Annotated in this window: 21 protein-coding genes and 4 pseudogenes; 9 read left to right on the top strand and 16 right to left on the bottom strand. The window is 67.5% G+C overall.

Annotation, left to right across the window (positions count from 1 at the left end):
• Positions 1-104: 104 nt before the first annotated feature.
• The 5 genes from AC07BS_RS02645 to AC07BS_RS02625 are packed head-to-tail and all read right to left on the bottom strand — an operon-like array spanning position 105 to position 7,519.
• Positions 105-695: an EF-hand domain-containing protein gene (locus AC07BS_RS02645; protein WP_478929634.1), complete on the bottom strand. Its 591-nt coding sequence runs from the start codon at positions 693-695 to the stop codon at positions 105-107.
• Positions 696-1,379: a hypothetical protein gene (locus AC07BS_RS02640; protein ID WP_478929632.1), complete on the bottom strand. Its 684-nt coding sequence runs from the start codon at positions 1,377-1,379 to the stop codon at positions 696-698.
• 45 nt (positions 1,380-1,424) lie between these two features.
• A complete protein-coding gene (locus AC07BS_RS02635) occupies positions 1,425-2,021 on the bottom strand; it encodes an EF-hand domain-containing protein (RefSeq protein ID WP_478929630.1) in 597 nt (198 codons plus the stop codon).
• Positions 2,022-2,051: 30 nt separating this feature from the next.
• Entirely contained in the window at positions 2,052-7,271 is a 5,220-nt protein-coding gene (locus AC07BS_RS02630) for an SDR family NAD(P)-dependent oxidoreductase (protein ID WP_478929628.1), read from the bottom strand.
• Positions 7,272-7,285: 14 nt separating this feature from the next.
• The gene (locus AC07BS_RS02625; protein ID WP_478638277.1) at positions 7,286-7,519 is read right to left on the bottom strand and encodes a DUF5988 family protein; all 234 of its coding nucleotides are present in this window, start codon (positions 7,517-7,519) and stop codon (positions 7,286-7,288) included.
• A 323-nt stretch (positions 7,520-7,842) separates the two neighbouring features.
• Here AC07BS_RS02625 and AC07BS_RS02620 point away from each other — a divergent pair.
• Positions 7,843-8,606: pseudogene (locus AC07BS_RS02620) on the top strand (transposase).
• 46 nt (positions 8,607-8,652) lie between these two features.
• Complete coding sequence (locus AC07BS_RS02615; RefSeq protein ID WP_478929626.1) at positions 8,653-9,093, top strand: glycine-rich domain-containing protein; 441 nt, start codon at positions 8,653-8,655, stop codon at positions 9,091-9,093.
• A gap of 461 nt (positions 9,094-9,554) precedes the next feature.
• Here AC07BS_RS02615 and AC07BS_RS02610 read toward each other — a convergent pair whose 3' ends face one another.
• Entirely contained in the window at positions 9,555-9,722 is a 168-nt protein-coding gene (locus AC07BS_RS02610) for a hypothetical protein (protein ID WP_478929624.1), read from the bottom strand.
• A 176-nt stretch (positions 9,723-9,898) separates the two neighbouring features.
• Positions 9,899-10,411 carry a PadR family transcriptional regulator gene (locus tag AC07BS_RS02605; protein ID WP_478929622.1) on the bottom strand — a complete coding sequence of 171 codons (513 nt, stop codon included), beginning with the start codon at positions 10,409-10,411 and terminating at the stop codon, positions 9,899-9,901.
• Between the two features lie 63 nt (positions 10,412-10,474).
• Here AC07BS_RS02605 and AC07BS_RS02600 point away from each other — a divergent pair, with 63 nt between their 5' ends.
• The gene (locus AC07BS_RS02600; protein WP_478929620.1) at positions 10,475-11,164 is read left to right on the top strand and encodes a cysteine hydrolase family protein; all 690 of its coding nucleotides are present in this window, start codon (positions 10,475-10,477) and stop codon (positions 11,162-11,164) included.
• A gap of 148 nt (positions 11,165-11,312) precedes the next feature.
• Here the strand turns inward: AC07BS_RS02600 and AC07BS_RS02595 are convergent, their stop codons facing one another.
• Positions 11,313-11,504, bottom strand: coding sequence for a hypothetical protein (locus AC07BS_RS02595; RefSeq protein WP_478929618.1), 192 nt, complete (start codon positions 11,502-11,504; stop codon positions 11,313-11,315).
• A 46-nt stretch (positions 11,505-11,550) separates the two neighbouring features.
• On the opposite strand from AC07BS_RS02595, the pseudogene AC07BS_RS02590 reads away from it, so the two are divergent.
• A pseudogene (locus tag AC07BS_RS02590) lies at positions 11,551-11,759 on the top strand (IS630 family transposase); the annotation flags it as partial.
• Positions 11,760-11,917: 158 nt separating this feature from the next.
• On the opposite strand, the gene AC07BS_RS02585 reads toward AC07BS_RS02590, so the two are convergent.
• From AC07BS_RS02585 to AC07BS_RS02565, 5 genes are all read right to left on the bottom strand, one after another.
• Positions 11,918-13,129 (bottom strand): phosphatidylserine decarboxylase, encoded by a 1,212-nt coding sequence (locus AC07BS_RS02585; protein ID WP_478929616.1) that lies wholly within the window; start codon positions 13,127-13,129, stop codon positions 11,918-11,920.
• A gap of 95 nt (positions 13,130-13,224) precedes the next feature.
• The gene (locus tag AC07BS_RS02580; protein WP_478929614.1) at positions 13,225-14,577 is read right to left on the bottom strand and encodes a C45 family autoproteolytic acyltransferase/hydolase; all 1,353 of its coding nucleotides are present in this window, start codon (positions 14,575-14,577) and stop codon (positions 13,225-13,227) included.
• 991 nt (positions 14,578-15,568) lie between these two features.
• Positions 15,569-16,336 (bottom strand): glycosyltransferase family 2 protein, encoded by a 768-nt coding sequence (locus AC07BS_RS02575; protein ID WP_478929612.1) that lies wholly within the window; start codon positions 16,334-16,336, stop codon positions 15,569-15,571.
• A complete protein-coding gene (locus AC07BS_RS02570; protein ID WP_478929610.1) occupies positions 16,336-17,127 on the bottom strand; it encodes a glycosyltransferase in 792 nt (263 codons plus the stop codon). Before AC07BS_RS02570 ends, AC07BS_RS02575 begins: the two co-directional genes overlap by 1 nt.
• A 27-nt stretch (positions 17,128-17,154) precedes the next feature.
• Positions 17,155-18,366, bottom strand: coding sequence for a glycosyltransferase (locus tag AC07BS_RS02565; protein ID WP_478929608.1), 1,212 nt, complete (start codon positions 18,364-18,366; stop codon positions 17,155-17,157).
• A 203-nt stretch (positions 18,367-18,569) separates the two neighbouring features.
• Here AC07BS_RS02565 and AC07BS_RS02560 point away from each other — a divergent pair, with 203 nt between their 5' ends.
• The gene (locus tag AC07BS_RS02560) at positions 18,570-19,736 is read left to right on the top strand and encodes a glycosyltransferase (RefSeq protein WP_478929606.1); all 1,167 of its coding nucleotides are present in this window, start codon (positions 18,570-18,572) and stop codon (positions 19,734-19,736) included.
• 292 nt (positions 19,737-20,028) lie between these two features.
• On the opposite strand, the gene AC07BS_RS02555 is transcribed toward AC07BS_RS02560, so the two are convergent.
• The 3 genes and pseudogenes from AC07BS_RS02555 to AC07BS_RS02545 form a co-directional block, all read right to left on the bottom strand.
• On the bottom strand, positions 20,029-21,060 hold the full coding sequence (locus tag AC07BS_RS02555; RefSeq protein ID WP_478929604.1) for a CapA family protein: 1,032 nt from the start codon (positions 21,058-21,060) through the stop codon (positions 20,029-20,031).
• Positions 21,061-21,064: 4 nt separating this feature from the next.
• Positions 21,065-21,457 (bottom strand): Gfo/Idh/MocA family protein, encoded by a 393-nt coding sequence (locus AC07BS_RS02550; protein ID WP_478929602.1) that lies wholly within the window; start codon positions 21,455-21,457, stop codon positions 21,065-21,067.
• Positions 21,439-21,792, bottom strand: a pseudogene (locus tag AC07BS_RS02545) (Gfo/Idh/MocA family protein); the annotation flags it as partial. The gene AC07BS_RS02550 and the pseudogene AC07BS_RS02545, both read right to left, overlap by 19 nt.
• 150 nt (positions 21,793-21,942) lie before the next feature.
• Here AC07BS_RS02545 and AC07BS_RS02540 point away from each other — a divergent pair.
• The 4 genes and pseudogenes from AC07BS_RS02540 to AC07BS_RS02525 all read left to right on the top strand — a co-directional run bounded on the left by AC07BS_RS02540 (position 21,943) and on the right by AC07BS_RS02525 (position 25,580).
• Positions 21,943-23,874 carry a S41 family peptidase gene (locus AC07BS_RS02540; RefSeq protein ID WP_478929601.1) on the top strand — a complete coding sequence of 644 codons (1,932 nt, stop codon included), beginning with the start codon at positions 21,943-21,945 and terminating at the stop codon, positions 23,872-23,874.
• Positions 23,875-24,497: 623 nt separating this feature from the next.
• Positions 24,498-24,845, top strand: a pseudogene (locus tag AC07BS_RS02535) (FAD-dependent oxidoreductase); the annotation flags it as partial.
• Positions 24,778-25,005: an FAD-dependent oxidoreductase gene (locus tag AC07BS_RS02530; RefSeq protein WP_478930055.1), complete on the top strand. Its 228-nt coding sequence runs from the start codon at positions 24,778-24,780 to the stop codon at positions 25,003-25,005. The pseudogene AC07BS_RS02535 and the gene AC07BS_RS02530, both read left to right, overlap by 68 nt.
• A gap of 440 nt (positions 25,006-25,445) precedes the next feature.
• A complete protein-coding gene (locus AC07BS_RS02525; RefSeq protein WP_478930075.1) occupies positions 25,446-25,580 on the top strand; it encodes a hypothetical protein in 135 nt (44 codons plus the stop codon).
• Positions 25,581-25,910 lie beyond the last annotated feature (330 nt).

Raw genomic sequence — 25,910 nt, 5'->3', positions numbered from 1 at the left:
CTTCCGGCCGCGGGCTGTGTTGTGGACAGCTGCTGCGGCGCTCCCGCCCACCGATTCATGCCGTCGGCGAGGTGCCATCTGTCCCTGACCTGGCTGTACTGTCGTCAGTGCACCTTGCCGACGATCCACGCGGCCGGCGAAGACGGGTCGTCGCCGGCCATGTACTCGGTGGCGCCGCGCAGGAAGTCGTCGTGGGTGATGTGGTGGTCGCCGTCGGTGTCGAGGTAGCGGAACACCTCATGGGAGGTGGCCTCGGGCACGAGGAAGCCGCACAGCATGCCGTGGGCGTACTCGGCCTCGCTGATCAGCCCGTCCTGGTCGCGGTCCATGAGCGTGCAGGCGAGCTCACCGGTGCGCAGAACAGCCGCGAGTCCGGGGTGGTCGGGAGTGGCCAGCATCTTGTGCCAGCTGTGGATCACGTTGGCGGGTGTCGCGCCGGTCTCGTCGTAGAGGCCCTGGGGCGAGATGACTTTGTCCCATACCTCGCGGAGCGTGGCGCGCAGCCGGATGGCGAGCTCGTGATCACCGGCGAGGCTGACGGCTGCGCTCCAGCGATCGGCGGCCAGGGCGAAGTCGTTGCGGGTGATGAGGAAGTCGCGGTCGGCGTCAAAGCAGCCGAACCACTGCTGGATCTTGCGCGCGAAAAAGCCCGCCTGCTGCACTGATGGATCGGCGGTGTTCCGGTGCGTGTCCATTTACTGGCCCTTTCGCCGAAGAAGGATGATGCTGGCCGCGGTTGTCCATGCGCACGTGGGCACGACTTGAAGGAGAAATGACCCCACTGAGGTCGGGGACCATGGTCCTTTGTGGACGAAGATGAAGGCGATCTCGCTGACGTTGATGACGGCGACGATGGAGGATCCCCAGCTGCCGAGCCAGGGTGGCAGAATGCGGTGTTCTCGATTCGTGACTGCGATGGCTGCCCAGGCGAATCCGAGGGGCACCAGGCTGATGGCGTAGGTCAGCTGAAGGGAGTTCCAGGAGCTGGTCGCGATCAGAAGTCCTGCGTGATCCTCACGGAATCCTGGATACGACTGACCCATCATGACGATGTTCAGGTAAGAGCCAACCCACACGATGCACGTGATGGCGAAAGCCATGCCACCGCCGATCATGGTGAGGGACGGAAGGCAGATCTTTCCCTTCCTGGAGATGATGGCCAGGGCGAGGAGCCAGAGGAACAGCGTGATGGACAGCTCGAAGACGAGCGCGAGGATGGACTGGATCTCTCCTCGGGGGACGGCGTAGTCCACGTACGTTCGTCCGTCGAGGTTGTCGTCCGGGTAGGGGAACCCGTTGCCCAGAGCAACACACGGGATGATGGCCAGGGGGAGAAACCCCATCATCCCCGCCCATCGCAGGTAGCGGTTCTCGGCCATGGGTTCCCTCCGTGGGTGGCGGCCGGTTGTGTGCGGGAGGCGGGGCTAGTGGTTGTGCACCCGGCCTACGAGGGAGGCGGCCGGCGAGGTGGGGTCGTTGGTGGAGAGGAATTCGAGCGAGACTCGCAGCAGGTCCCCTGCGGTGATGCGTCCATCACCCTTGGTGTCGGCATAGCGGAAGGCCGCGATGGCCGGCTCGCGGGCCACGAGGAGCCCACGGTGCCAGGGCGTGACGAATTCGGCTTCGCTGATGTAGCCGTCGCCGTCCCTGTCGCACATCAGGAAGGACAGGTTGACGAATTCGATGAACGTGCCCGTGGCCGGGTGGTCAGGCGTGGCCAGTACCTGGCGCATGCTGTCGACGACTTCGTCGATGTCGGCGCCGCTGTTGTCGTAGCGGCTGTCGGGCGACACCGCGGTGTCCCAGACCTTTCGCAGAGTGTCCCTCATCCGCACGGTGAGTTCGGCGTCGCCGGGCAGGCCGACGGCGACGCTCCAGCGATCGGCGGTGCGCGCGAAGTCATCGCGGGTGAGGTGGAAGTCGCGGTCGGCGTCGAAGCAGCCGGCCCACAGCCGGAACTTGCGGGCGAAGAGGTCCGGTTCGTGTGCTGAGGACGTGCTGATGGCGTTCATGGCGTTCATGGCGTTGCCTCCAGCTTGATGTGGCGGCGTTCAGGAATCGAGCGGTTCACCGTCTCCGGGCACGGGCTCATCAGCAGGGTTGTGGCCCATCTGTTCCAGGATCCAGTCGGTGATGCCGGCGGCGGTGGGCTTGGTCCACAGCACGGCGGTGTCGATGGCCAGGCCGAGTGTGTGCTGCAGGCGCTGGCGTAGCTGCATGGCGGCCAGCGAGTCGAGGCCGAGCATCACCATGGAGGTGGTCGGTGTGATGTGCTGCCTGGGTGCGTTGAGGATGTCCCGCAAGGTGTCGATGACGTGTGCGTGCAGCAGTGGCCTGCGGTGGGCGTCATCGGGAGCAGCCAGCAGGTCGGCCAGGCGGTCCGGGGTCTGGTCACCGGAGGTCGAGCTGATGGTGCTGTCGGCGAAGAGGGCAGACGCCGCGGCCTGGGGGTAGGGGGCGAGCCACTGGGCGGGGTCGATGGGCGAGTAGCTGATGTGGGTGTAGCCGGCGGAGAGGATGCGGTCGAGGGCGTCGATTCCGTCGGCCGGATTGATCATGGCGAAGCCGCGGCGTTCCATGCCCTGTCCGGCTCCGACATGGGACCAGGCCCCCCACTGGATGGCGGTGGCGGGCAGGCCTTGGGCTTGCCGGTGGGCGGTGAGGTCGTCGAGGAAGGCGTTGGCGGCGGCGTAGGCGGCCTGGCCGGGAGATCCGATCAGTGCGGCGAGGGAGGAGTAGAGGACGAAGAAGTCCAGTTCGTGGTCGAGAGTGGCCCGATGGAGCTCCCACGCCCCGGTGACCTTGCCTCGCCAGACCCGGTCCAACAGGGCCTCGTCGAGGTTGTCAAGGAGGGCGTCTTCGACCACGCCGGCACTGTGGACGATTCCTCGCAAGGGCATATCGTTGCTGGTCGCGGTCGTGATGGCCTCCATTGTCGCCTTGGGCTCGGCGATGTCGCCCAGCACTACGTGCACATCGCACCCCTGCTTGCGCAGGGCCTCGACCTGGGCAGTGGCTCCAGGAGCCGGAGCGTGACGTGAGCACAGCACGACTCGGCCGGCACCCTTGTCGGCGAGGTACCGGGCGGTCAGCAGTCCGAGACCGCCCAGACCGCCGCTGATCAGGTAGGCGCCGTCTGCCCGTATGCCGGCTGCGTGGTCCTGTGCTGGTGGGGGTGATGCCAGGGTCAGTGTGCGCAGTTGCCGCTGTCCGCCGTGGAGCCGTACTTCGCGGATGTCGGGATCGTCGGCCAGGAGTTCCAGTGCGGCCTTCTCCGGTTCGTCGGCTTCGAGGAGACTGGTGGCGAGCTGGGGGTATTCGAAGGCGGCGGTGCGCAGTACCCCGCGCAGTCCGGCGATGCCCAGCCCAGCGCGTGGGGTGAGGGTGGCCAGCCACAGTCGTGGAGGTGCGGGGAGGGAGGCGAGCTGTCGCAGCAGGGCGCACAACCGGCCTACCCGGGCACGGGCGGTGCGTTCGGCCTGCCCCGGAGCCCCGCCGCCGGGGACGTGGACCACCGTCGGATTCTTCCGTGCTGTCAGTAGCTTCTCCAGCGTCGACGGATCAGCGTCGGGCATGGGCAGCAGGTGGCAGGCGGCGCCCTTGCCGATCAGCGCGTCGGCGAGGGCTTGGGCCCTCATGTGGTCCTCGGTCAGCAGCACGAACAGGCCTGGGGCACCCGTGATCTGAATGGGCTGGTGTTCACTCCAGGTCAGGTGGGCCAGCCGCGAGGCGAACCGTTCGTCTGGCGTGGTGATGTTGGCGACCCGCAGTCCCTCGACGCGGGCCGCCACGGTGCCGTCGTCCGTGGCCAGCAGCAAGTTCGCGGTGCAACCCAGATCATCAGCCCCGGTGAGCTCAGCGTGGCAGGTGCGCACCGCCCAGGTGGACCCGTAGATCTCCACGTGGTCGAAGCCGGTCACGACGATCGGGCCGCGGGTCAGCTGGTAGTGGTGGCGCCAGACGGCGATGGCGGCCTGCACGGCGGAGTCCAGCAGCGCGGGGTGGATGCTCGTCATCCACGACGAGACCCGTGCCGGGTCGGGGATGCGCAGCCGCACCCGGGCTCGGTCTTCTTCGCGATGGATGTGGAGGGATTCCAGACCACGGAAGGCGGGACCGTGTACGACTTGGTGCCGGTCGCGGAAGTACGCGTAGAGGTCTGACGGTGCTAACGGCTCCCATGCCCGCACATCAGGGTGCGGGCATGGGGGCGCTGCTCCGTCGGGTGCGGCGATGGTTGCCCGGCCATGGACGATGTGATCGTTCCCGGCCTGGGAGAGCACCTCGATCTGGACGACGCCTTCGGTGTCGGCTTCGGCGCGCACGCTCACGACGGGTTCGGGTTCGAGGAACAAGGGGGCGAGCAGCCGCAGCCCGGTGACGGCAACGTGATCGGTGCTGAAGACGGTGGTGGCGGCCGCGAGCATCATCTCGCACAGTCCGGCCCCGGCCATGACAGGGGCACCGGCCACCCGGTGGTCGTCCAGCCACGGCAAGCGCTTGGGGCTGAGGGGGGTCTGCCACAGGTGACGGCCGGGGTGTTCGGGGTCGTGAACATGGCCGCCCAGCAGGGCATGTTGCGTGGCGCCGACCAGCTGGGGAGCGATGAGCTCATACGGCGGATCGAAGCGCTGATGAACACGGTGCCAGGTGGCGGTCGGTACATCGACCAGTTCCCCCCGGTACTGGGCGGCCCAGTCCACGGCGGCGCCCGCGCAGTGGGCAGCGCCCACGCTTTCCGCAAACGCAAGCTCGTCGTCCGTATCACGGCGCAGGGTGCCGATCGCGATCACGTCATCGATGCCGGCGGTCCGGGCGGTGTCCTGGATGGCGCGCACGGCCAGGGGGTGGCTGGTGCATTCGATGAACAGCCGGTGCCCGTTAGACAGGGCCGCAGCGACAGCCTGCTCGAACCGTACCGGGGCCCGCAGGTTCGCCGCCCAGTAGGCGCCGTCCAGCCGTACCTGTGCCCGGGGATCGTCACCGACAGTGGTGTAGAACCGTCCCTGCGGCTGTTGCGGGTTGAGATCGGTCAGGGCATCGGTGATGGGGGCCACGAGCTTTTCCATGTGTGGGCTGTGCGAGGCGTAGTCGACCCTCACCAGGCCCGTGCCCTCCCCACGCTTCTGCCACCGGCACACCAGGTCCTCCACTTGATCCCGGTCACCGGCGACGACTACTGAGGAGGGAGAGGTGAATACCGCGATGTTCACCCGGTCCGCACCAGCCGCGGCAAGGTCCGCGGCGACGGTTCGCGCGTCACAGGTCACCGAGGCCATCAGCCCGCCGGTGGCATCCCGCAGCAACCGCGCCCGGCGGCAGATCACCCTCACCCCATCGCGCGTCGACAACCCTCCGGCCACCACAGACGCCGCGACCTCGCCCAGGGAATGACCGATCACCGCCGCCGGTTCGATGCCCCATGCGCGCCACAGGGCGGCGAGCGCGACCTGCACGGCGAACAGCACCGGTTGGATCCGCTCCACCCCGCTCAGCTGGTCCGGATCCTGCAGCACCGCTCGCAGGGAAAACTTCCCTTCGGCGGCCATCAGCGGCTCGATCTCATCAATTACCGCCGTGAACACCGGATCCCGGTCCAGCAGCTGCCGGCACATGCCCGGCCACTGCGATCCCTGCCCGGTGAACACCAGCACCGGACCCGGCTGCCCCGGCCCCAGCACCGGGCGGCCCAGGACCGTTCCCTCCTCGTTGCGGCCGTCGGCAAAGGCCCACAACCGGCCAGCCAGCTCGCTCCTGTCGCGGGCAATGACCGCCAACCGCTCATTACTGGCAGAGCGGCGCACCGCCAGCGTGTGCGCCACATCCCGCAGCGCAGCCCCTGGGTGGGCATCAACCCAGTCCGCCAGGCGCCGCGCCGTCTCAGGCAGCGCCTGAGGAGAGAACGCCGACACCGGGAACACCCGGTACCCGCGCTCACGCCTCCGGGCCGAACTCCGCCGACGCGGTGCGGGTGCCGGGGGTTCTTCGACGAGGAGGTGCGCGTTGGTTCCGGCAATGCCGTACGAGCAGACGCCTGCCAGCCGCGGCACGTCGTGTACCGGCCAGTCGGTAACCGTCTCCGTCGGCACGAACAGCCGCGACTTCGGATCCACCGGGATCGACGGATTCCACCCCGTGAAGTGCAGGTTCGGCGGGATGACCCCGTGCTGGACAGCCAGGATCGCTTTGATCAGGCCCGCCACTCCGGAGGTGGGCTCGCTGTGTCCGACATTCGTCTTGACCGACCCCAGCGCACACCGCCCCCGGCCGCGCCCGTAGACCGCGTTGATGGACGTGTACTCGATCGGGTCCCCGTGAAAGGTGCCCGGCCCGTGGGCCTCCACGAAACCGACATCCCCCGCATCGACCCCAGCACCCTTCAAGGCCAGACGGAAAGTCTCCTGCTGCATCAACGACGACGGTGCGGTCATCCGCTCCGACTGGCCATCCGCCGTGACCGCCGACCCGCGCACCACCGCCAGCACCCGGTCCCCATCAGCGAGCGCGTCCTCCAACCGCTTCAGCAACAGCATGCCCGCGCCCTCGCCACGCACATAGCCGTCGGCACGCCCATCGAAAGCAAAGCACCGGCCGCGCGCCGAAGTCAGCCACTTCGCCTCGTAGTGCAGTGTCTCCGGCGACACCATCAGCAGCACCGCGCCCGCCAGCGCCATCTCGCACTCGCCACCGGCCAGTGCCTGGCATGCCTGATGGACGGCCACCAGCCCCGAGGAGCACATCGTCTCGATCGCCATCGCCGGACCCCGCAGATCCAGCGCGAACGTGATCCGCCCCGGGGCGTTCCCCGCCAGGTTCCCGAACAGATACATGCCGTCGACCCAGTCCCGCACCGGCCGGGCCGAACGCAGCAGACCATCCGGCGCGTACAACCCCAGATACACCCCGGTACGCGACCCACGGATCCGGCCTACGGGAATCCCCGCGTGCTCGACCGCCTCCCACGCCACCTCCACAGCAAGGCGGTGCTGCGGATCCATCAACATGCCCTCACGCGGCGCCACCGACAACGCGGCCGGCTCCCACGCCCAGACATCTCCCTCGATGAAGCAGCCCCGGTCGTAACGCTCCGCATCATCAGGATGCTGAAACTCCTTCAACCACTGCGCGTCCCACCGGCCCGGGGGAACCGTTCCCACCGTGTCCCGCCCCTCAAGGAGCAGCTCCCACAAGCCCTGGGCGGACTGCACCCCTCCAGGGAACCGGCATCCCACACCGATCACCGCCACCGCAGAGCCACGCCGTGCTGACATCGCTCCCCCAGCCCCTACTCGGCGATCGCCGTGCTGTAGCTGAACCGGAACACCGGTATCAGCCGCCCCTGAACCAGACACATCTCGCCTGTACTTTCAAAGTGCTGATGTCGCCCGTAATACGCCACGGTCAGCCGGGCTGATCCTGAAGCACATCCCAGCGGCAGCCGGTACAGACTCGGCAGACCAGACGGCCCACCCAACAGCACCGCCAGCCTGTCCGTATCAGTCACGTGGTTGTCGGCCATGAGGCACACCTCCTCCGATGCCGCGGCGAACAACAGCTCCCGCGGACCCGGGAAGCAGGCTGAAAAGCGACCCGCGCTTTTAGTGAGCTCCCGGGCACCGTTTCCCGCCAGGGCACGCGAAATGGCGCTCGAAGTGCACAACGAAGCGACCCACACTTCATGCGCCCCCGCGCACGCACCGGAGTGCAGCCAAGGCGCTCTTCATCCGCCGTGGGAACCCATCCCGCAGGTTCGGATATCCGTGTCGGCTGGGGTGTTGGTGACATGGCAGAGCCCCTTGTCGTTGGGGTGTTGATCTCACTCGACACCGGCGCCAAGGGGCTCTGTTGGTTCCGTATCCTGCCGTGCTCGATGTCCCGCACGAGCTGGTCGAGCATGTCTCCTGGCTGATCCACGCCCGCAGGCATGAGCTGAGGTCACCATGGAGGAGGCTGGGCTGCTTCAAGCAGGCCCTGCTCGTGTTGGCACAACTACGGAAGAACGAGACGTCCGCGCAGGTAGGTGCCGGTTTCGCGGTGTCGCAGTCCACGGCCTGGCGGTACGTCGACGAGACCCTCGAGATCCTCGCGGCGTGGGCACCGGGTCTGCGCGAGACGCTCGTCGGGCTGGGTGAAGGAGACTTCGTTGTCGCTGACGGCACCTTGGTCCCCACCGACCGCATCAAGGCGGACGAGCCGTACTACAGCCAAAAACACCGGCGGCATGGCATGCACGTGCAGGTCATCGCAAGACCGGACGGCACTCCGCTCTGGTTCTCCCGCGAGACGGCCGGACCCACGACCTGACCGCGGCCCGCGCCCACGGCATCGTCCAGGCCTGCCCCACCAGGGAAATCCTCGTCCTGGCCGACCGGGCCTACCAGGGCGCCGGCGCCACCGTCCGCACCCCCTACTACCGTCACCGTGAACAACCCGAGCACTACCAGGAATTCAACCGGGACCACACCCGCCCGCACGCCCCCGGCGAACGCGCCTTCGCCCGCCTCAAGTCCTGGCGAATCCTCCGCCGGGCCAGATGCTCCACCAACCGCATCAGCCGCACCGTCCAGGCCATCCACACGCTCTTGACCTGCGACTATTCAGGATGAAAGAGGTTCACTCACCCCCGGCGGGTTTGCTGGAGTCGTCGCCACGGTGACGGACGACAACGCCGGCATGGACGAGGCTACGACGGCCCGCATCGTGAAGGAAGCGATCAAGTTCGTGACCGCCGCCGCGCGGTTCCCGGACGCGAGGATCGCTCCGTCCCGCGTCGTCGATGAGGGATGGCACGCCTTGATCCTGCACACCGCGCTCTACGCCGACCTGTGCAGGCAGCTGGGGCGCTTCATCCATCACTACCCCGAGCGGCCCGACCCCACCCGCTACGATCCATTCAGGGTGACCAGGACCATGGCGCTCATCGAGCAAACCGGGCACCGCGTGGACCACGAACTCTGGACCGCCCCGAACAGTCCCCGGATCGCGGTCGCGGCGAACTGCCAGCACACTCCGGGCGGGCCCGGAGGCTGTGGACCGATCGACCCCGGAAACTGCGCCACGCACGGCGGGGGTGGCGAAGGGGAGGGCAGCTAGTCTGCCCGCACACACGGCAGAAGGGTGAAGGCACGAACGCCGAAGACGCTCGCCAAGTAGATGCCACGCTAAGGCGCCTGGGAATCCCCGGTGTGGTGGCGCCGGACGACCCTGACCACCCGGAAGGTCCATGGCGGGTGTACGACCAGGCCGACCCCGAGAAGCGGAAGGACGTGACCGCAAACGCCCTCGCAGGCGTTGCGGCAAAGGTTCAGGAACTCAGTGCGCAGCCCAACCGGCGAGACAGTGACGGACCGACCCGCGGTTTCGTCTGGTGACGGTACCCAGGGCGGCCTCACCTCGCTCTGAGTATTGCGCCCATTGACCAGAGTCCCTCTGGCCAGTTCGCCGGCGGGGAAGCCGTCGACTTCCCCGCCCGGTCGAACACCCACCGCCGACGCGTGATCGCCCCCCCCCCCGCGGAAACAGCTTCGGCCACGTCACGATCCTCACCCGTCCGGTTATCGCCGACCGCAATGACGACCCACCGTCGCCATGCCGCCCGCCTCTTCGACGCCCAGGAGGCCGGCGCCAGCGGCCTCGAACTCCAGCAGATCCCGCACCTTGCGGATCTGCTCCACATCCTGCCAGTGCTTAGCGGTGGCCCGGGGCCCGTAATTGGTCGGCATGCACCGAGCCCATGGTCCGGAGCTGGCTGACCTTGCCGCCAGGTCGCTGCCGAACCGGTGGCTCTGCCAGCGGTTCGGCAGCAGGCATAGTCCACCTGCCGCCTCTGTCACCCGCGCATCCTCGCAGGGAGAGTGAAGGTCCGGCCTGACCACCCAAGGGTCTGCCCTATGTGGTGTCAGGCCAGGATTTCGCGTAGCCAGGACCGTTCCGCGCGGCTGGTGGCGCGGGCGATGGTGAGCATGCCGCGGCGGTAGGGGTCGCCGGTTTCTTCGGCGCTGAGTGGGCGGTCGCCGTCGTGGAAGAAGCTCGCGGGCTGTTCGAGGAAGGCCAGTCGCCGGCGCAGTACCGCGTGCTGGTCGGTGACGTCGGGGAGCCGGGAGAGGAAAGCCAGGATGGTGAAGTATCGGGTGCTGTCGCTGATGTCCAGGCCGTCGGCTTCTCGTAGCCGGCGCAGGAGCTCGGTGCGGCCGGTGGCGGTCAAGCTCAGGGTGTGCCGCTGGGCGGCCGAGGCACCCGGTTCGGTTTGCCGGTCCAGCAGCGCGGCCTTGACCAGGCGGTTGATGGCCGGGTAGAGGCTGCCGTCGCTGACGGGCCGGGTGTGGCCGGACAGGTGCGCGATGCGGCAGCGCAGTTGGTAGCCGTGCAGTGGCCCCTCGGCGAGGAATCCCAGGATGGCGAGTTCGAGCATGCTGCTACTCTCGCACATCGAAGCGAGGTACATCGAATCGATGTACCGATGTGAGAGGCGGGGATGATGTACACCGAGGAATGGGTAACCGAGCGGGCGCGCAACGCCTACGAGCACGGCCAGGCATCGTTCGACATACAGCCCGAACGGACTGCGCTGCTGGTCATCGACATGCAGGACGAGTTCGTCCGCCCCGGCTGGAGCCCCTACTGGGTGCCTGCGGCAACACGGATGGCACCCCGGCTGCGGCAGCTGGTCGACGAGTGCCGGACCGCCACCATCCCCGTGATCTGGACCATCTTCGACGACACCCATCTGGGACTGGACCGGCCACACGCCCTGCGCCACCTCCCGCACGCCGACACCGACTGGCGCCGGCCGGGCCCCGCCGCAGTATGGGACGAGATGGGCTACCGTCCCGACGAGCCCCTGATCCGCAAGCCCTCCTACGGCGCGTTCTACGACACCCCGCTCGACACGATGCTGCGCAACCTCGGCCGCGACACGGTCATCGTCACGGGAACGCTCACCAACTACTGCTGCGGCACCACGGCCCGCCAGGCATACGAACGCGGCTACAAGGTCGTCTTCGGATCCGACGTCACAGCCACCGACGACCCGTCGCGGCAGGAACCAGAGCTCGCCGTCCTGCGCAAAGGCTTCGCGCTCGTACTGACCGCCGAAGAGATCACCAACCGGCTGACCACAGCCACTCCCCCATCAGAGAATGGGGACCGGGCGAAGATTTCCTGACTCGACGCCGACGGGTGTTGATCAGGCGCGATGACTCAGCTGAGCCGTACGGTCCTCTGCTCGGACAAGGGGTAGGTGCCACGGCCCCGAGAGCGAAAATTGCCCTCATCCATCGGGACGAGGGCTTACGTCTCATACCTTGCTGCAGTCAGATGAAGCCGAATGGGATGGTCTTCGCGACTGCATCGGAGAGGCCGGCGAACACGCTGAATTCGCCGCCATTGCTGACGTACTGCCGCGGCAGTGTCACCTCCACCCAAACCGTGCGCTTGGAGGTCGTGCAACGGACGCTGCCGTCCGGCTGCTGCTCAGGCAGCCACTCAACGCCGTTGATCTCCACCGTGTGCGAGTAGGGGGCGTAGTGGCCGCCCGCAGGGCCTACTTGAGGCCGGCGCGGCCCCACCCCGGTCGTGGCCGTCAGAACACGGCGCTCGGGAAGCCTGTCGGTAGCCGGGCTGATCGCCTGGCTGCCTGCTCTTGCCGCACCCGGCTGTGCCACCGCCGGCTCACTCATCCCGCGGGCAAGGGCACACGACGCGGCATGAGCGAGCCCGACTGCATCGCCTTCCTGGACGGCCTCCATCAGCTCGTCAAGGGCCGGCCACCCCGGCCGGCGCAGCCGTGACCGTGGAACCCGGCGCACACCCGACGTGTCAGCCGGGCGCTCGGTCCGCCCGGACTTCGGGAATCCCCATCACTGCCCACCACGAAGGGCCCGTCAGCACGCTGACGGGCCCTCGTGAATGCTGGAGGTCAGAGCTCGGTCAGGGCCGGGGGTTCGGCGATCGATGTGCCGTAGTGGCGGTACCCGTCGTCCATGTTGATGTTCGGCGCCTTGTCCTTCTGGAACAGGAGGATGATGTCGGAGCCGCCGAAGAGGAAGTAGCCGAACTCTTCACCCTTCGGCGCCTGGGCATCCTTGGTCATCGTCATGTGGACCGACGAGACCTGTGCCATGCCCACCGGGATGACCGCGACCAGCCCGACGTCACCGTACGGGGAGTTGGCGGTGTCAATCACGATGACTCCGCGTGCCTGGGTGAATTCGTAGCCGTCGCGGCTGCTGTCCGGGGCGTCGAACTGCCCGTCAGGGTCGATGTGGACGTCCAGGTACACCTTTCCGTGGATGGGGAAGCACTCTTTCACTTCCCCGGCCACGGGGGTGTGGAAGCGGTGGTACGAGTACGGAGTGAGGAAGTAGTGCACGAACGTGCCGCCCGCGAAGCTTTTGCCGTACGCGCTTTGGGCACTGAGGAGTTGTGGGATCGAGGTGACCTCGTGCGTGAGCTTGAGTCGTAGCGGACCGGCGGTCGGGTCGATGGTGGAGTCGTCTTCGATGGGGTACTGCATCTTGTAGATGCAGTCGGCGGGCATGGTCACCGTGCTGTTGTCCGCTGGGTCGGCGATCGGCCGCAGGCCGGGGTTGAGCTCGCGGGCGAAGAACTGGTTGAAGGTGAGCCAGCCGCTCGGCTCGTTGGGCTTGTCGCCGATCATCGAGTCCTCGACGCGGTAGCGCGGCGCGAGACTCTTGAACGACTCGAGTTGCTCGTCACTGAACGACGCCGTCGTGTCGAGGAAGCTCCCCCACGCATCGGCGTATCGCCCCAGCCAGTCCTTGAACCACGGATCGTTCTGCACGATCTTGCCGTCGATCTCCTGATCGACGAGGTAGTAGAAGTGACACAGCCGGTCGTAGACCTCCTGCTGCCCGTTCTCATCGGCGGACCAGGCATCGCCGGGGTCCTGCCTCGGCGCCCACCTGGCGAATGTGGCCAGGTAGTCGAGATAGGCGGGGACCTCCCGCGGCCATTCCAACGCTTCGAACAACACGCCTTTGAGCTTTCCCTCTGCGTTCGAGTACGCCTGCTCGAGCGAACCCGTCAGCAGGTCGGACAAAACCTTGTCCTGGTCCAGCTTTTCCTTGAGGTCTTTGATCACGTCGGCTGAGGCGAACGAGGCAGTCATGGTCAAGCTCCTGTGGTCGAGGGGATTTCCCGCCCTGTCGGCCGCAGTGGCCGCGCCTGCGGGATCCGTCGCGGTACTTCCGTCGGTGATGCCGGCTACGTTCCGGGTGGGAAGGTCTCCCAGGTCGCGCCGGGCGGGCGGTGGTTCATGTGGACGCGGAACTCCTCGTACTGCGGGTATTGGTCGCAGAAGGTGTCCGGGTTGAACTCCTGGCCACACGAGTTGCCCCAGATACCCTGGAATGTCGGGTTCGTGGGGTCGGCGCCGGCATGGTAGACCTTGCCGTCGTTGGCGCCCCACGGGAAGAACGGTGGCTGGCCGTGGTTGCCGTACTTGCCGTCGTCGCGGTCGAGGTGCCCGCACACCGAGCGGGAGCTGCCGGTGTCCTTGTCACCGGTGTAGACATCGGTGTGGTCGGAGATGATTGTTTTGGCGCGGTCCAGGTCCACCCTCTCCTGCTTGATGAGCCGGTCGAGGGTGATACGCCGCGCTCCGTTGCCCCGGATGTCGTAGTGCTGCATCGGGTCTTTGCACTCACGCAGCCGGATCTCCTGGGACTGCGCGACGTTGTAGCCGGCGAAGTATCCGTCGGTCTTGAACTCCAGGTGCGCGAGCTTCGGGTCGCTGCCCAGCTCGTAGCAGGCGATCGCGGTCTCGCCGTGGTTTCGCCCGGACGGACCGCCCAACAACCAGGTGTTCACGTAGCCCGCGTTGTTGTTCTCGGCGAACCGGGATGTCCAGTCCATGATGGAGTCGGCGAACTGGGTGGCGACGCGGGATCGCACGAACTCGGGATTGCCGCCAGGGATGTAGTCGCCGTCGAACGACCCGATCGTGGTCTCCGTCACGATCAGGCCGGCGCCGGTGAGCATCCAGTCCGTGTTCGAGCTCACCCAGCCCGGCGCGGCCTGCATCAGCACCCGGTGTCCCTTGCCCATGGGTGGCCTGATGTCCAGGACCACGTTGTAGGCATCACCGCTGGCGAACCTGTCCCACGAGTTGTGCGCGGCCACGATCCGACCGTCGGTGGTCGCCGAACCGATGGCCATGAACGCCGAGCACCGCGGCCGGGCCTCCCGACGCCTCCGTGCGCCACGTTTGTGGTGCTTCTCCAGGTGCCACGGCCACCAGGAGTCGATCAACTCCTCAGCGCCGTTGAGCGCGACAAGCCGGTCGAACGTGACCTCGGTCTTCCCCTTGTTGTGACAGCCTTCGACGATGCCCTCCAGCTCACGCTGGACCTCTTCGTGCAGACCCTTGAGGTCGAACGCCTCGTGCACCTTCGAGACGAAGAACTCGAAGGGCTGGCCGGTGTCCTGCCTGGACATGAAATCGGCACGCTTCAACGACTCCACGATCCGGTCGGCCAGCGCCTCGCCGTGTGCCACGCCGCGCGTTTTCGCCTCACCTTCCATCACGACGTAGCGCCACCTGGACGGATTCCCCATCGGCTTCTCCTCAGCTCGATCCGGGTAGTCCTCTACCGCTCACTCCTCGGGCAGCGCCGCCGAACCGACAGCCGGCACCTTCACCCCGCCGCCGCGGCCTAGCGCCCGAACAGGTCCGCTCACTCGTGGGGCGGCCTGTAACTCCTCGACGTCACCGAGCCATCCGTGAATACGGTTTCCTGCGTGCGGTCGGATCCTGGATTATCCATACCGAGCAGGCCGGCACTCCGGTCTGATGGGCATGAGACGTCTCCGATAGTCGGACGCCAGACTTCATGCCGTGAGCGAAGCCGTGGCTGCCCCGAGGGTGACGTGTTCCCGTTCGTCGTTGTGCGGTTTCCGGGTCCCACCAAACTACCCGTGGACGTTTCGGCGCGTCAGTGGGGAACCGGCCGTCTCAGAAGTCGGCACAGAATCAGCCAAAGAGTTTGTCCGGCAGCGCTCTGCGACCTCCTTGGAAGGCCGACGCGCAGGCTTGTACTTTTGGACTGTCATTCGAAATGCCCCTGGGTGACCAGGCCTGGTTGATCTGCTCTTCTGCCCGGTGTGCAGGCCGGGGCATATGTGACGCGGCGCCTACAAATTTCGGCATGCAGTTGAAGGATGGAACGTGCGCAGATACCAGCGGGTTCTTCAGCAGCTCTGGGGCGCGAGTGTGACACCCGATACTGCCAACGGAAATCATCAGGCCAATGAGCTCCGCGTCCCCCTGGCCCCTGAGTGGCAGGACGCGATCTGCCCTCCCCTTGATCAAGGAGCAGGACGGCCGCAACGGCTCGTATCGCGCGAACCGCGGTCGCGCTGCCCGATGTGAAGGGCCTGGAGCGGACGGTATCCGGGGCGAGTCTCAGTGGCCGGCCTGGCCCGGGACGCCGGGACGGCCTTGACGGCCTTTGGGGCGTGTGAGCGAAGGCGCACATACGACAGCTGCTGGAGAGGATCGAAGCCCGGGAGGCGGCAGCCCCCGTTGGTGGCCCTTCCCGTCCTCGAGTCAGATTTCTACCTGCTGGGTGAAGTTCAGCAGGACCTTGATCGGCGTGCGGTCGTGGTTCACCGCTAGTCGGCCTAGGCGCAGGTTTTCCTGGGCACGGTCGATGTTCTGATGCCACATCTCGTGCCAGCTCAACGGGCTGCCAGTGTATTTCATCTTCTCGGCCTTGCTGTTGCGGATGGCGAACGGAACCTGCTGGGAAATACGGACGACGCGCATACCGTAGGCCTTGGCCCGGTCCACCAGGTCGCTGTCCTGGCACCCCATTGGAAGCAGCTGTTCGTCGTATCCACCGAGCGCGTCGAAGTGTGCACGGGGCAGGCCGATGCGCCCGTACGAACCGTTGCCAGGGTCGAGTCTACCGTCCTCGTTGGGACTGAAGCCCCGGATCATCAGGTCCGGATCATCCGTCCAGAGGGTGCGCCAGGTGGGGATGGTGTCGCCGATGTAGTTGTCGGCGTCCAGGTTGACGAGGTAGCGGCCGGTGGCGGCGAAGTGGGCGAGATTCTTGGCTTTGGAGGCGTGGAAATAGAGTTCGGTCTGTTCGTGCAGGTAGCGGAGGATGCCGGTCTCCATATGAGACCGGAATTGACGCACCCAGATATCGAGCTCATCATCCGAGTTGTAGTTGACGAGAACGATCTCACAATTTCCCGCCTCTGTGACACGTTCCAGGTTGCCGGGCAGCGTCTCGGAGAGTTGCCAGAGGCGGTTCTTGCACGTCGTGCAGTAAGAGATCTTCCCTTGCGAGGACGGCGCGTTCGACATCAGAATTCTGTCTCCTCGATGAAGTTCAGCAGCACCTTCACCGGAGAGCGGCCAGGGTTGGCGGTGAGTCTGCCGAGCCGGAGGTTCTCGGCCGATCTCGCCTTGTTCAGCTCCCTTGCGTCCCACCAGTCCAAGGGAATCCCCGAGTACCGCATGGTTTCCCGATGGCTGTTGCGGATCGCGGCCCGCCCGGGCTGAGGGCTGCGCACGATGGGCAGTCCGGTCGCGGCGGCCCGGTCCATCAGGTCCTGGTCTTCGTGCGCCGACGGCAGGAGGTGCTCGTCGTAGCCGCCGAGTGCGAGGAAGCTGGTGAGTGGCAGCCCGATCCGCCCGTATGTCCCGTTGCCACTGTCCGGACGGGACCGGGCCGACTCCTTCTCGGAGCGTTGCTTGCGGTTCTTGTCGGGGCTGAAGCCGTGGATCAACGTGTTCTGTTGTGACTCCCAGAGGGTGCGCCAGGTGGGGATGGTGTCGCCGATGTAGTTGTCGGCGTCCAGGTTGACGAGGTAGTGGCCGGTGGCGGCGAAGTGGGCGAGATTCTTGGCTTTGGAGGCGTGGAAGTGGGGTTCGGTCTGTTCGTGCAGGTAGCGGAGGATGCCGGTCTCCATATGAGACCGGAATTGACGCACCCAGATATCGAGCTCATCATCCGAGTTGTAGTTGACAAGGACGATTTCACAGTTTCCCGCGCCCGTGACGCGCTGCAGATTGTCGGGCAGCGTCTCGGAGAGTTGCCAGAGGCGGTTCTTGCACGTCGTGCAGTAAGAGATCTTCCCTGTGGAACCCGGCATCTCCCCTGTCCTTACGCGCCCTGTGGTTCAGCGGTACATGAACTGCTCGGCCAGGCCCTGAGGAACAGCCCCATCCTGGCGCGACAGGCGCAATAGGCGCTCCCCCACGTGGTCGAGCACCTCCCGCCACGGGGCCGTCCTCCCACTCCGGACCGTTCCGACCTTGAGCGCACGGCCGATCTGTAGCGCGAACTCCTCCGGAACGGTGCTCTCCACCAGCTCACAGGCACTGTCGGCTGCGAACTGTTCGATCCGGGCGCGCTGATTGTCGAAATTCCGCTGGGCAGGACTGGCGAGGACCCGGGCGCCGCCCGCTGTGGCCTCGTGCAATGACCCATAACCGCCGCGGCAGATCACAAGGTCAGCCGCGTTCAGGATGTCCGGCAGCTCACGGGAGCCGCGCAGCACGGTGAGATGGTGCGGGAACGCGGAGGGGATATCGACCCGGGAACGAAACATCGGACCGAGCACCAGCAGCACCGCCAGCTCCGGTTCGGTCACCCGGGAGAGGGCGGCGAGGCTGTAGGCGAAGTGCTCGCGCGCCTCGTTTGCGATGCCGCGGCCACCGCCGGACATCACCACCACCAGTCGCGCCTCGGGGGAAGCGCCCAGCTTTTCGCGGGTCTCCGCCGCATCGGCCGTGGCGGCCCGGAACACCGGCCCGGTCCAGACCGCCTGGATTCCGGCGGCTTCGAGCTGGTGCTTGAACTGCGGGTGGCGGGCCGGATCGTCCGGAACGAAGACGAAGTCCATCTGCCGCAGCGGGCAGTCAGGCCGGGCGAGCTGGTCGGCGAGATCCCGGCGCGGTCGCAGACAGATCGCCTGGCGCGCGCCGACCAGCGACGCGGCGCGCTGGACCGTCGGCCACACCAGGGTGTCGTGCACCACGACCCGGGGCCGCAGGCCTGCCAGCGCGGCGTGTGTCATCGCCGTGATGGCGGCCAGCATGTCGGGGTGGGCCGGCTCGTCGCGGTACCGTCCCGCCCGTCCCATCGACGGCAGTTCGATCACTGGCATCTCGCCACAGATCTCGTCCACGGCGGGGCCGGAACCGAGAATGACCGGGTCCAGCTCCGGCCGCCGCGACCGCAGATGTCGCGCCAGCGCGGTCTGCCGGGCCAGGTGACCGGCTCCGACGCCGTTGATGGCGTGAAGCACGATACGGGCCGGTGGCTGTGGTTCCTGTGGGCGGGAGGGGCTCTGCGCATCGGGCCCCGGCGAGGGGGAATTGCCGACCATGGCCGTCAGCATGGCAGACCGCCGGGCGGTGTACACCGGGGCCTCGGATGCCCGTCCTCCTGCCGGTCGGCGGACCGGCAAGAACCGGCCATGAGGGCGGGTGGGGCGTTGAAGCGGCAGAGGAACGGGAAACGCTGACGGCGAAGGACGTCAGCCGATCATGTCCTGCGTCCTTGTCAACCGGAGCGCCGGAGGTCCATCCCGTGCCATCGCTCGTACCGTACCTCCTGGCCGGCGCACCGCCTGCCGCCCTCGCCGCCCTCGGGTGGGCGGTGAACGCGGCCCACCGACGGGTGGGCCGACGCTACCGGCCTGTCACGACCGTGTACCGCCGGCCGCTCGCCATTGTCTCGCCCGTCTACCGCGAGGATCCGCTGCTCTTCCAGCGGGCTCTGGAGTCGTGGCTGTCCAACGACGTTTCCGAAATCGTCTGTGTGATCCACGAGGACGACCGCGCCTGCCTGGACGTGGCGCGCCGCTTTCCCGTCCGTGTCCTCACGACTGACAGGGCGGACAAGCGCGAGGCCGTACGGAAGGGATGGCAGGCTGTTTCCGCGGAACTGGTCGCGCTCGTCGATTCCGACGTCGTCTGGGCGCCCGGCGTGGCGGACGCGGTTCGCGCCCCGTTCGCCGACCCCCGGGTGGGCGGCGTCGCGACCGCCCAGCACGCCCTGGACCCGGACGGCGTCTGGGAGTTCGCGGGAGAACGTTTCAAAGGGCAGGGCCGGTTGCCCGCGTTCACGGTGGCGGGCCGGGCCATGATGTGTCTCATCGGGCGCACGGCGGTCTATCGGCGGACCGTGTGCGCGGCGGTCGCCGATGCCTTTGCCAACGAGTCCTTCCTCGGGCGCCGGTGCGTCGTCGGGGACGACACCCGGCTCACCGAGCTGACCTTGCGGGCCGGTTACCGCACCGTCTTCCAGCGCACTGCCACGGTGTGGTCTCGATACCCGGGAACCGGCAGGGACTTCTTCGGGCAGCGGCTGAGGAACGCCCGTAACTTCTGGCGGGTGAGGCTCACGGCCCTGATCACCGGCTGGGTCTGGCGGTATCCCTACCTTGCTCTCGGCACGCTCACCGATGTCATCAGCCGCGCAGGGTTCTGGCTGTGCGAGATCTACCTCGTCGTTCTGGCCGTCATCGGGCATGTGTTCGTGCCGGCTGCCGTGGCGGCGTGGTACGTCCTCCGCCAGGTTGGCATGGCAGCCAAGTTCGTACGCAGGCATGATCTTCCCCCGCGGCACGTCGCTGCTCAGGTCGCCATCGATTTCGCGCTGAAGAACCTCGATCTCGTCGGGCTGCTCACCATGCGACGCCAGACGTGGCTGACGCGCCGGGCGTCTCATGGGTCGATCAAGACAATGGGGTGACGCCCGAAGAGGGTGCTCGGTAGGGAATTTCCCCCGACTGCCCGATACCCGCCGATGGTGGGAGGAACTCTGTTCCGTGATCTCGTAGCGGTGGGCCGCTGTGGGGACGGGACCCGCTGTGTCCATTCGGAGCGGTGCTCGACAGGGCCCCGCCCCCGTGGCCGTGCCGCGTGCTCGACGGCTGGACCCGGGGGCGGCGGGACTCGATGGATCACCGGCGCCCTCGACCGGCTACGCGGCCGAGCCGGCGTCAGCCGACACGCGCAGGAACAACCCGAGGAGCAGCCGCCTGTCAGCGGCGGCGTCGCCCGGCCGTCTGACCGCGCGAGCCCGCGACGCGGCTCAGGGCGACGGTCCGGGTCCGGTGGTATGCCAGCTCGTAGCGGTTCCGGTGCTCGGACGGGAGGTCGGGGTCGGCCAACGCGGCGGGCAGGGTGACGACGCGGACGGGCTCGGTCAGGTCGATGAGCGTCGGGATGAAGCCCAGGCGCCGGACCCGCCAGGAGCCGTCAGCCCGGGCGAACCGGAACCAGGACAGCAAGCCCTCCTCAGTAGTGCCTCGTGAAATGCGGTGGCGGGCAAGGAGATTGCCGTGACCGTAGACCACCCAGGTGCCGTTGATCCGTTCAAGCGGCTGGACCGCGTGGGCGTGGTGGCCGAGGATCACGTCGATCGACGAACCGGCCGTCAGTTCCACCGCCCGGGCAAGCTGGCGCGGGCTGGGTTCATGCTGGTGCTCCCGCCCCCAGTGCATGCTGAGGAGTACCACTTCGGCACCCGCGCGGCGAGCCTGGAGGGCCTCGTCGAATACGCGTTCGCTAATCGGGTTGGCCAGCCATGGCTTGTCCGCCGGCCGGAGTGTGCTGCCGAAGCCGTAGCTGTAGGACAGGTGCGCGACCGGGACGCCTCTGACCTCGAGGATGTTCGGCCGGTCCGCCTCCGCCCGGCTCCGTGCCGAGCCAGTGTGCCGCAGGCCGGCCAAGTCCAGGGCGTCCAGGGTCCGCCGCACACCGGCCTCGCCTTGGTCGAGCGTGTGGTTGGACGCTGTCGAGCAGCTATGGAATCCCACATCCGCCAGGGCTGTGGCGATCTGCGGCGGGGCGGCGAAAATCGGGAAGCCGGAGAACGGTCCCTCTGCCGACGCGAGAGGTGTCTCTAGGTGGCAGATCGCCAGATCGGCCCGGGACACTGCCGGCCTCAGCCCGGCCAGCATCGGCCCGAAGTCGAGCCCCTGGCCGCCGGCTGCCTCGGCATCCCGGGCGGCCTGCTCGATCAGCGGAGGATGGATCAGGACATCGCCACCGGCGATCACGGTGAAGGACACGTCGCTATGATCGCTCGGGGCCGGCGGAGCGGGAAACCAGTAGCGAGCCGTACAGGCCGGTGTCGTAGGGGAGGTGCACGAGCGCGGTGTCCTCCGCGTCGTACTCAGCGCCCGGTGCCGCGCTGGCCGAGACGGTGGCGAGGATGCGGTCGGGCAGGCCGAGGTACCAGATCAGCAGGTCGATGAGGTGATAGCCCATGTCGGCCAGGCACCCGCCGCCCGCGAGCTTCGCGCGGCCGCGCCGGCCGGCGGCCGGGTCGCGGCAGTGGAAGGTGTACCGGCCCTCGACGAGGTAGGGGTCGCCGATCCGTTCCAGCAGCTGAAAGGCCGGCGGGGGTGGACGGGGTGGAAGCGGCGCTGGACGGTGACCATCAGCTCGATCTCCGCCTTGTCGCACAGGGCCGCGATCTCGGCGGCCTCGTGCGCATCGGTGGCGAACGGCTTCTCTTTCATCGCGTACACCCCCGCCTCGGCGCACGCGGCGACCACTTCTCGCCCGGCGTGGTGCGGCACCGCGACGATGACGAAGTCCGGCCGCACCCGCTGAAGCAGCTGCTCGACGTCGGTGAGGCCCGGCACCCGGTGCACGTCGGCCACGGCAGCGACCCGGTCGGCGTCCACATCGCACACGCCGACGAGCTCGGCGAGGTGGCACTGGGGCAGGCCGGGCAGGTGGTCGCTGGTGGCCTGATGGCCCAGGCCCACCACGGCGGCCTTCTTGCGTACGGTCATCGCTGACATCCCCCCGTCAGCCATGCGCACTCCGGCGTCGCGACGTCTTTTCAGGCGAATGATGGTTGCGACACTCACTTTCCCGCGGACGTCGGACGATAACTGAGATCGAAAGATCCAGAGACCCGTTCCAACACCTTCGGAGACACGATGGCCCACCCAGCCGACCATTCTGCCCCGGATTTCGTCTCGCAGGCCGCCGATCCTGTCCGGGAACACCTGGCCGCCTCCACCGGCCTGGCCGACTTCCTCGCCGGCGCCGGCACCCTGACGCTGGACGAACGCCGACTGATTGTGGACCAGGCAAAGCTCATGCTGGAGCAGAACTACGTCCACCTGCCGCTCAAAACGGCGATGCACGCTGTCAACCCGGTGCAGCGTCTACGGGTACTGCGCCGCCGGCTGGAGCGGCAGACCGAGACGACAAAGCCCCCGGAATGGGTGTTCCACGCCGAGATGTCGGAGATCTTCCACTCGGTCAGGGACCTTCACACCAACTATCTGCTCCCCGAGCCCTACGCTCGCAAGGTCGCCTTTTTGCCGTTCCTCGTCGAGCGGTACGAAGACGACCGGGGCGAGCATTTCATGGTCACTCATGTGACCCAGGGATTCTCCGCTCCGGGCTTCGAACCCGGCGTCGAGATTACCCACTGGAGCGGCATCCCCATCGCCAAGGCCGTTGATCTCAACGCCGCCCGTTTCGCGGGCAGCAACACCGCCGCCCGCCGCAGCCGAGGTACTCAGTCGCTGACCGTGCGGTCGCTCGTCACGCATCTTCCCCCGTTCGAGGAGTGGGTGACCGTCAGCTACATCGACGGCTCCGGCACCCAGCGCGAGCTGCGGGAGATCTGGCGCATCGTGGAGAACCTCCCACCCTTCGTCAAGGAGCAGGCGCCGATGGGCACCGCGTTGGCCGAGGGCTTGGACCTCGACATGGACGAAGCGAACCGTGCCAAGGTGATGCTGTTCGCGCCGCACGTCGTCGCCCAGAAGAAGGCTCTCGAGGCAGGCGAGGCCGCCCCCGAGGTACGCGCTGGTGAGACGGTCACCTCGATGCCGGGTGTGTTCCGGGCGCAGGAGGTGCGGACTTCCTCCGGTACCTTCGGCTATATCCGGATCTTCACCTTCCTCGAGCGCGATGTGGAAGGGTTCGTCAGTGAGTTCGTCCGCCTGCTCGGCCTGATGCCGGACCGAGGACTGATCCTGGACGTCCGGGACAACGGCGGCGGCATCATCTTCAACGCCGAGTTCGCCCTGCAGACGCTCACCCCGCACCCCATCACCCCCGAGCCGACACAGTTCATCAACTCCCCGCTCAACCTGCGGATCTGCCGCAAGCACCAGGATGAGCTGGGCGCCTGGGTGCCCTCCATGGAGCAGGCCGTCGAGATCGGCTCCACCTTCTCCAGCGCTGTCCCCATCACACCCGAGCAACGCGCCAACGCGATCGGCCAGCAGTACTTCGGCCCGGTCGTCCTCATCACCAACGCCCGCTGCTACTCGGCCACCGACATCTTCGCCGCCGGCTTCCAGGACCATCAGATCGGCCCTGTCCTCGGCACCGACGAAAACACCGGTGCCGGCGGCGCCAACGTCTGGGACCACGAGCGCCTCGTAGCACTCCTCGCGGACGAACCCGACACTCCGTACGTACGGCTGCCGAAGGGAGCCGGCATGCGAGTGGCGATCCGCCGTACACTGCGGGTCGGCGCCAACTCCGGCACGCCGGTGGAGGACCTCGGCATCACCCCTGACGTGCCCTACCAAATGACCCGCCGGGACCTGCTGGAGGCCAACTCCGACCTCTTCGAGCGTGCTGGGCAGATCCTCAAGAGCCTGCCGCCACACCCTGTGGCCATCACGGAAGCGACCATGACCGACGGTGCTCTGCGGCTCAAGGTCAAAACCACCAACATCGACCGGTTGGACGTCTATGTCGACCAGCGCCCACGCAACTCCGTCGACGTCACCGACGGCCAGGCCGACATCACCATCCCCGACGCCTCCACCGCTCGATCGGCCCGCGTGGAGGGTTTCGCCGACAGCCGACTCGTCGCCAGCAGAACCGCGCAGCTCGGCTAAAGGGGCTGCACGGTCACCGATTCTGTCCGCAATCGGCGCAGTTTCGGCAGGGGTGTACCGGCAGGTGGCGGAGTTCGGCAGCCAGGGGCCGCCGAGGAGCGATGGCCGCCGGGTGACGGTTCGGCGCAGGCTACTGCAGAAAGCGGCGACCCCGTTGCCGAGTTCGGTGACGACGCGAACACCGCGCTTGCGGAATGGCGCAAGGGCGCGGGGGCATGTGCACCGCGCCCCGCACCAGTTGGTGACGGGTTCCAGGCGAGGTCCACGACCGCCCGGCTCGCAGCCATCCAGGTACGCGAACCCCCTGACCTCACACGCCCTGCTCAGCCACGCCCTCAGCCCCCTACGCGATACCGCCGCCAGAGGCGTGGACGGCTGGACGGACTTCCTCGACGCGTCCGAGGAATGGTCCCTGCGCCGGTGGCTGATCGAAGGCTAGCAATGGACGGAGAACACCTGCGAACTCGTCGGCACCCTCGAAGGCATCAGCATCAGCACCCGCACGCCCACGGCGTTCCTGCACTCCTACCTCACCGCCACGGCGCTGGCGCGCCAGGGGTGAGTCTTTACGAGATCACCGGGGGCATGGACCGCCTGCCGCCCTCGCCCAGCACACAGTCGCGGTGCGGCACGGCCTGCGCCTGGTGAGCTGGGAAGACCGCGCCGCCGGCTCCGGAGGCGCGGACGTCACCGACTCGCCGCTGCGCACCACCGCCTACTCCTCCCATCCCACGGCCCGCGGCGGCATCATCCTCGCCTCCTACACATGGGGCGACGACGCTGAGCTGTGGGACGCACTCCCCGAAGAACAACGAGCCAAGCGCGCCCTCGGCCCGCTCACCGACCTCCACGGACCGATCGTCAAGCGCATCTACACGGGCCGCTACGCATCCCAGTCGTGGCTTGAGAACCCGTACAGCGCGAGCAAGGCCGCGATCTACCCGCCCGGCCAGGCCGTCGCCCTCGGCCCGGACACCCGCACCACCGAGGCCGAACGGCCGCCTGGTGTTCGCCGACTGCTCGACCTCGACCGCCGGACGGGCCTGCATCGAAGGCGCCCTCGAGTCAGCCTGCCGCGCGGTCACGCAACTCGGGCTCCGCCCGCAGCCCGGGGACGGGCGGTCAAGCTGAACGGCGACTTCTGCTGCCGGTGCTGTGCCTGCGTCCCGCAGCCACCCTGCACCCCGGTCCCGACACCGCCCGCACCTTCGCCGTCGGTCCGCCCACCGCTGCGACCGGCCCGATCGTGTCCAAGACACACCGGCCCCGCACGCCTCATCAAGCCCCCGCCCCCGCCCGCCGACCGCGCACACCAGTCCAGAGTCACGACCACTCACCACACCCGCCCACACCTGCCGCCAGCCGGTGCCTCACCGCACACCAGCGCGATGGCCTTGCTGCCGGCCCCTCCCTGCGCGCGCAGGACTCAACCACCGCACGCCGCAGACCGCCTCTCCCCGGCAGGCGCAGACCGTCACCACAGGGCACGGCGCAGTTCGTCCTGCTGCTCCTCCTCGGGTCCTGGCGCCTGCCGTCCTCGCCGCAGCCCTCACCTCGTGGAGGAGAAGTCCTTGAGCGTCACCACGATCCCCGTGCTGGCGGCGACTGCCGGCGCCATCCTCGCGGTCGTCGCACTCGCTGCCCGCCGCGCTCCCGACGACACCACCACGCACCGTGCGCTGTCCCCGTGGGCTCAGGGGTCCTGACTGTGTTCGTGCTCCTCAGGGGCTTCCTCGTCGCGGCCGGCTGGGCACTGGGAGGACCCCACCACCCATCACCACGCCGCTTCATTGGGTCTGTACTACGCCGATACGGCGGCGGCCGTCATCGTTGTGACCTACCCGGCGCTCGCCTCTTGCCGTTCAATCTTCGCCATACAGCCGCCGTCGCCGAATTTGAGGCATTGGTCTGCTACGTCCTCGCGATCGCCTGGCAACTCAAAGCCACCTGACCGAATCACGCACGGTCGAACAGCACGCCCTTGGGCCGGAAACCGCCCAGTGTGATTGCCCCGCTGGCCAACACCTGCTCGCTGG

This window comes from Streptomyces sp. NPDC044063, from assembly GCF_056434285.1.
The sequence above is the reverse complement of the archived record's forward strand: the minus strand, read 5'-3'. Positions and strand labels throughout refer to the sequence as shown.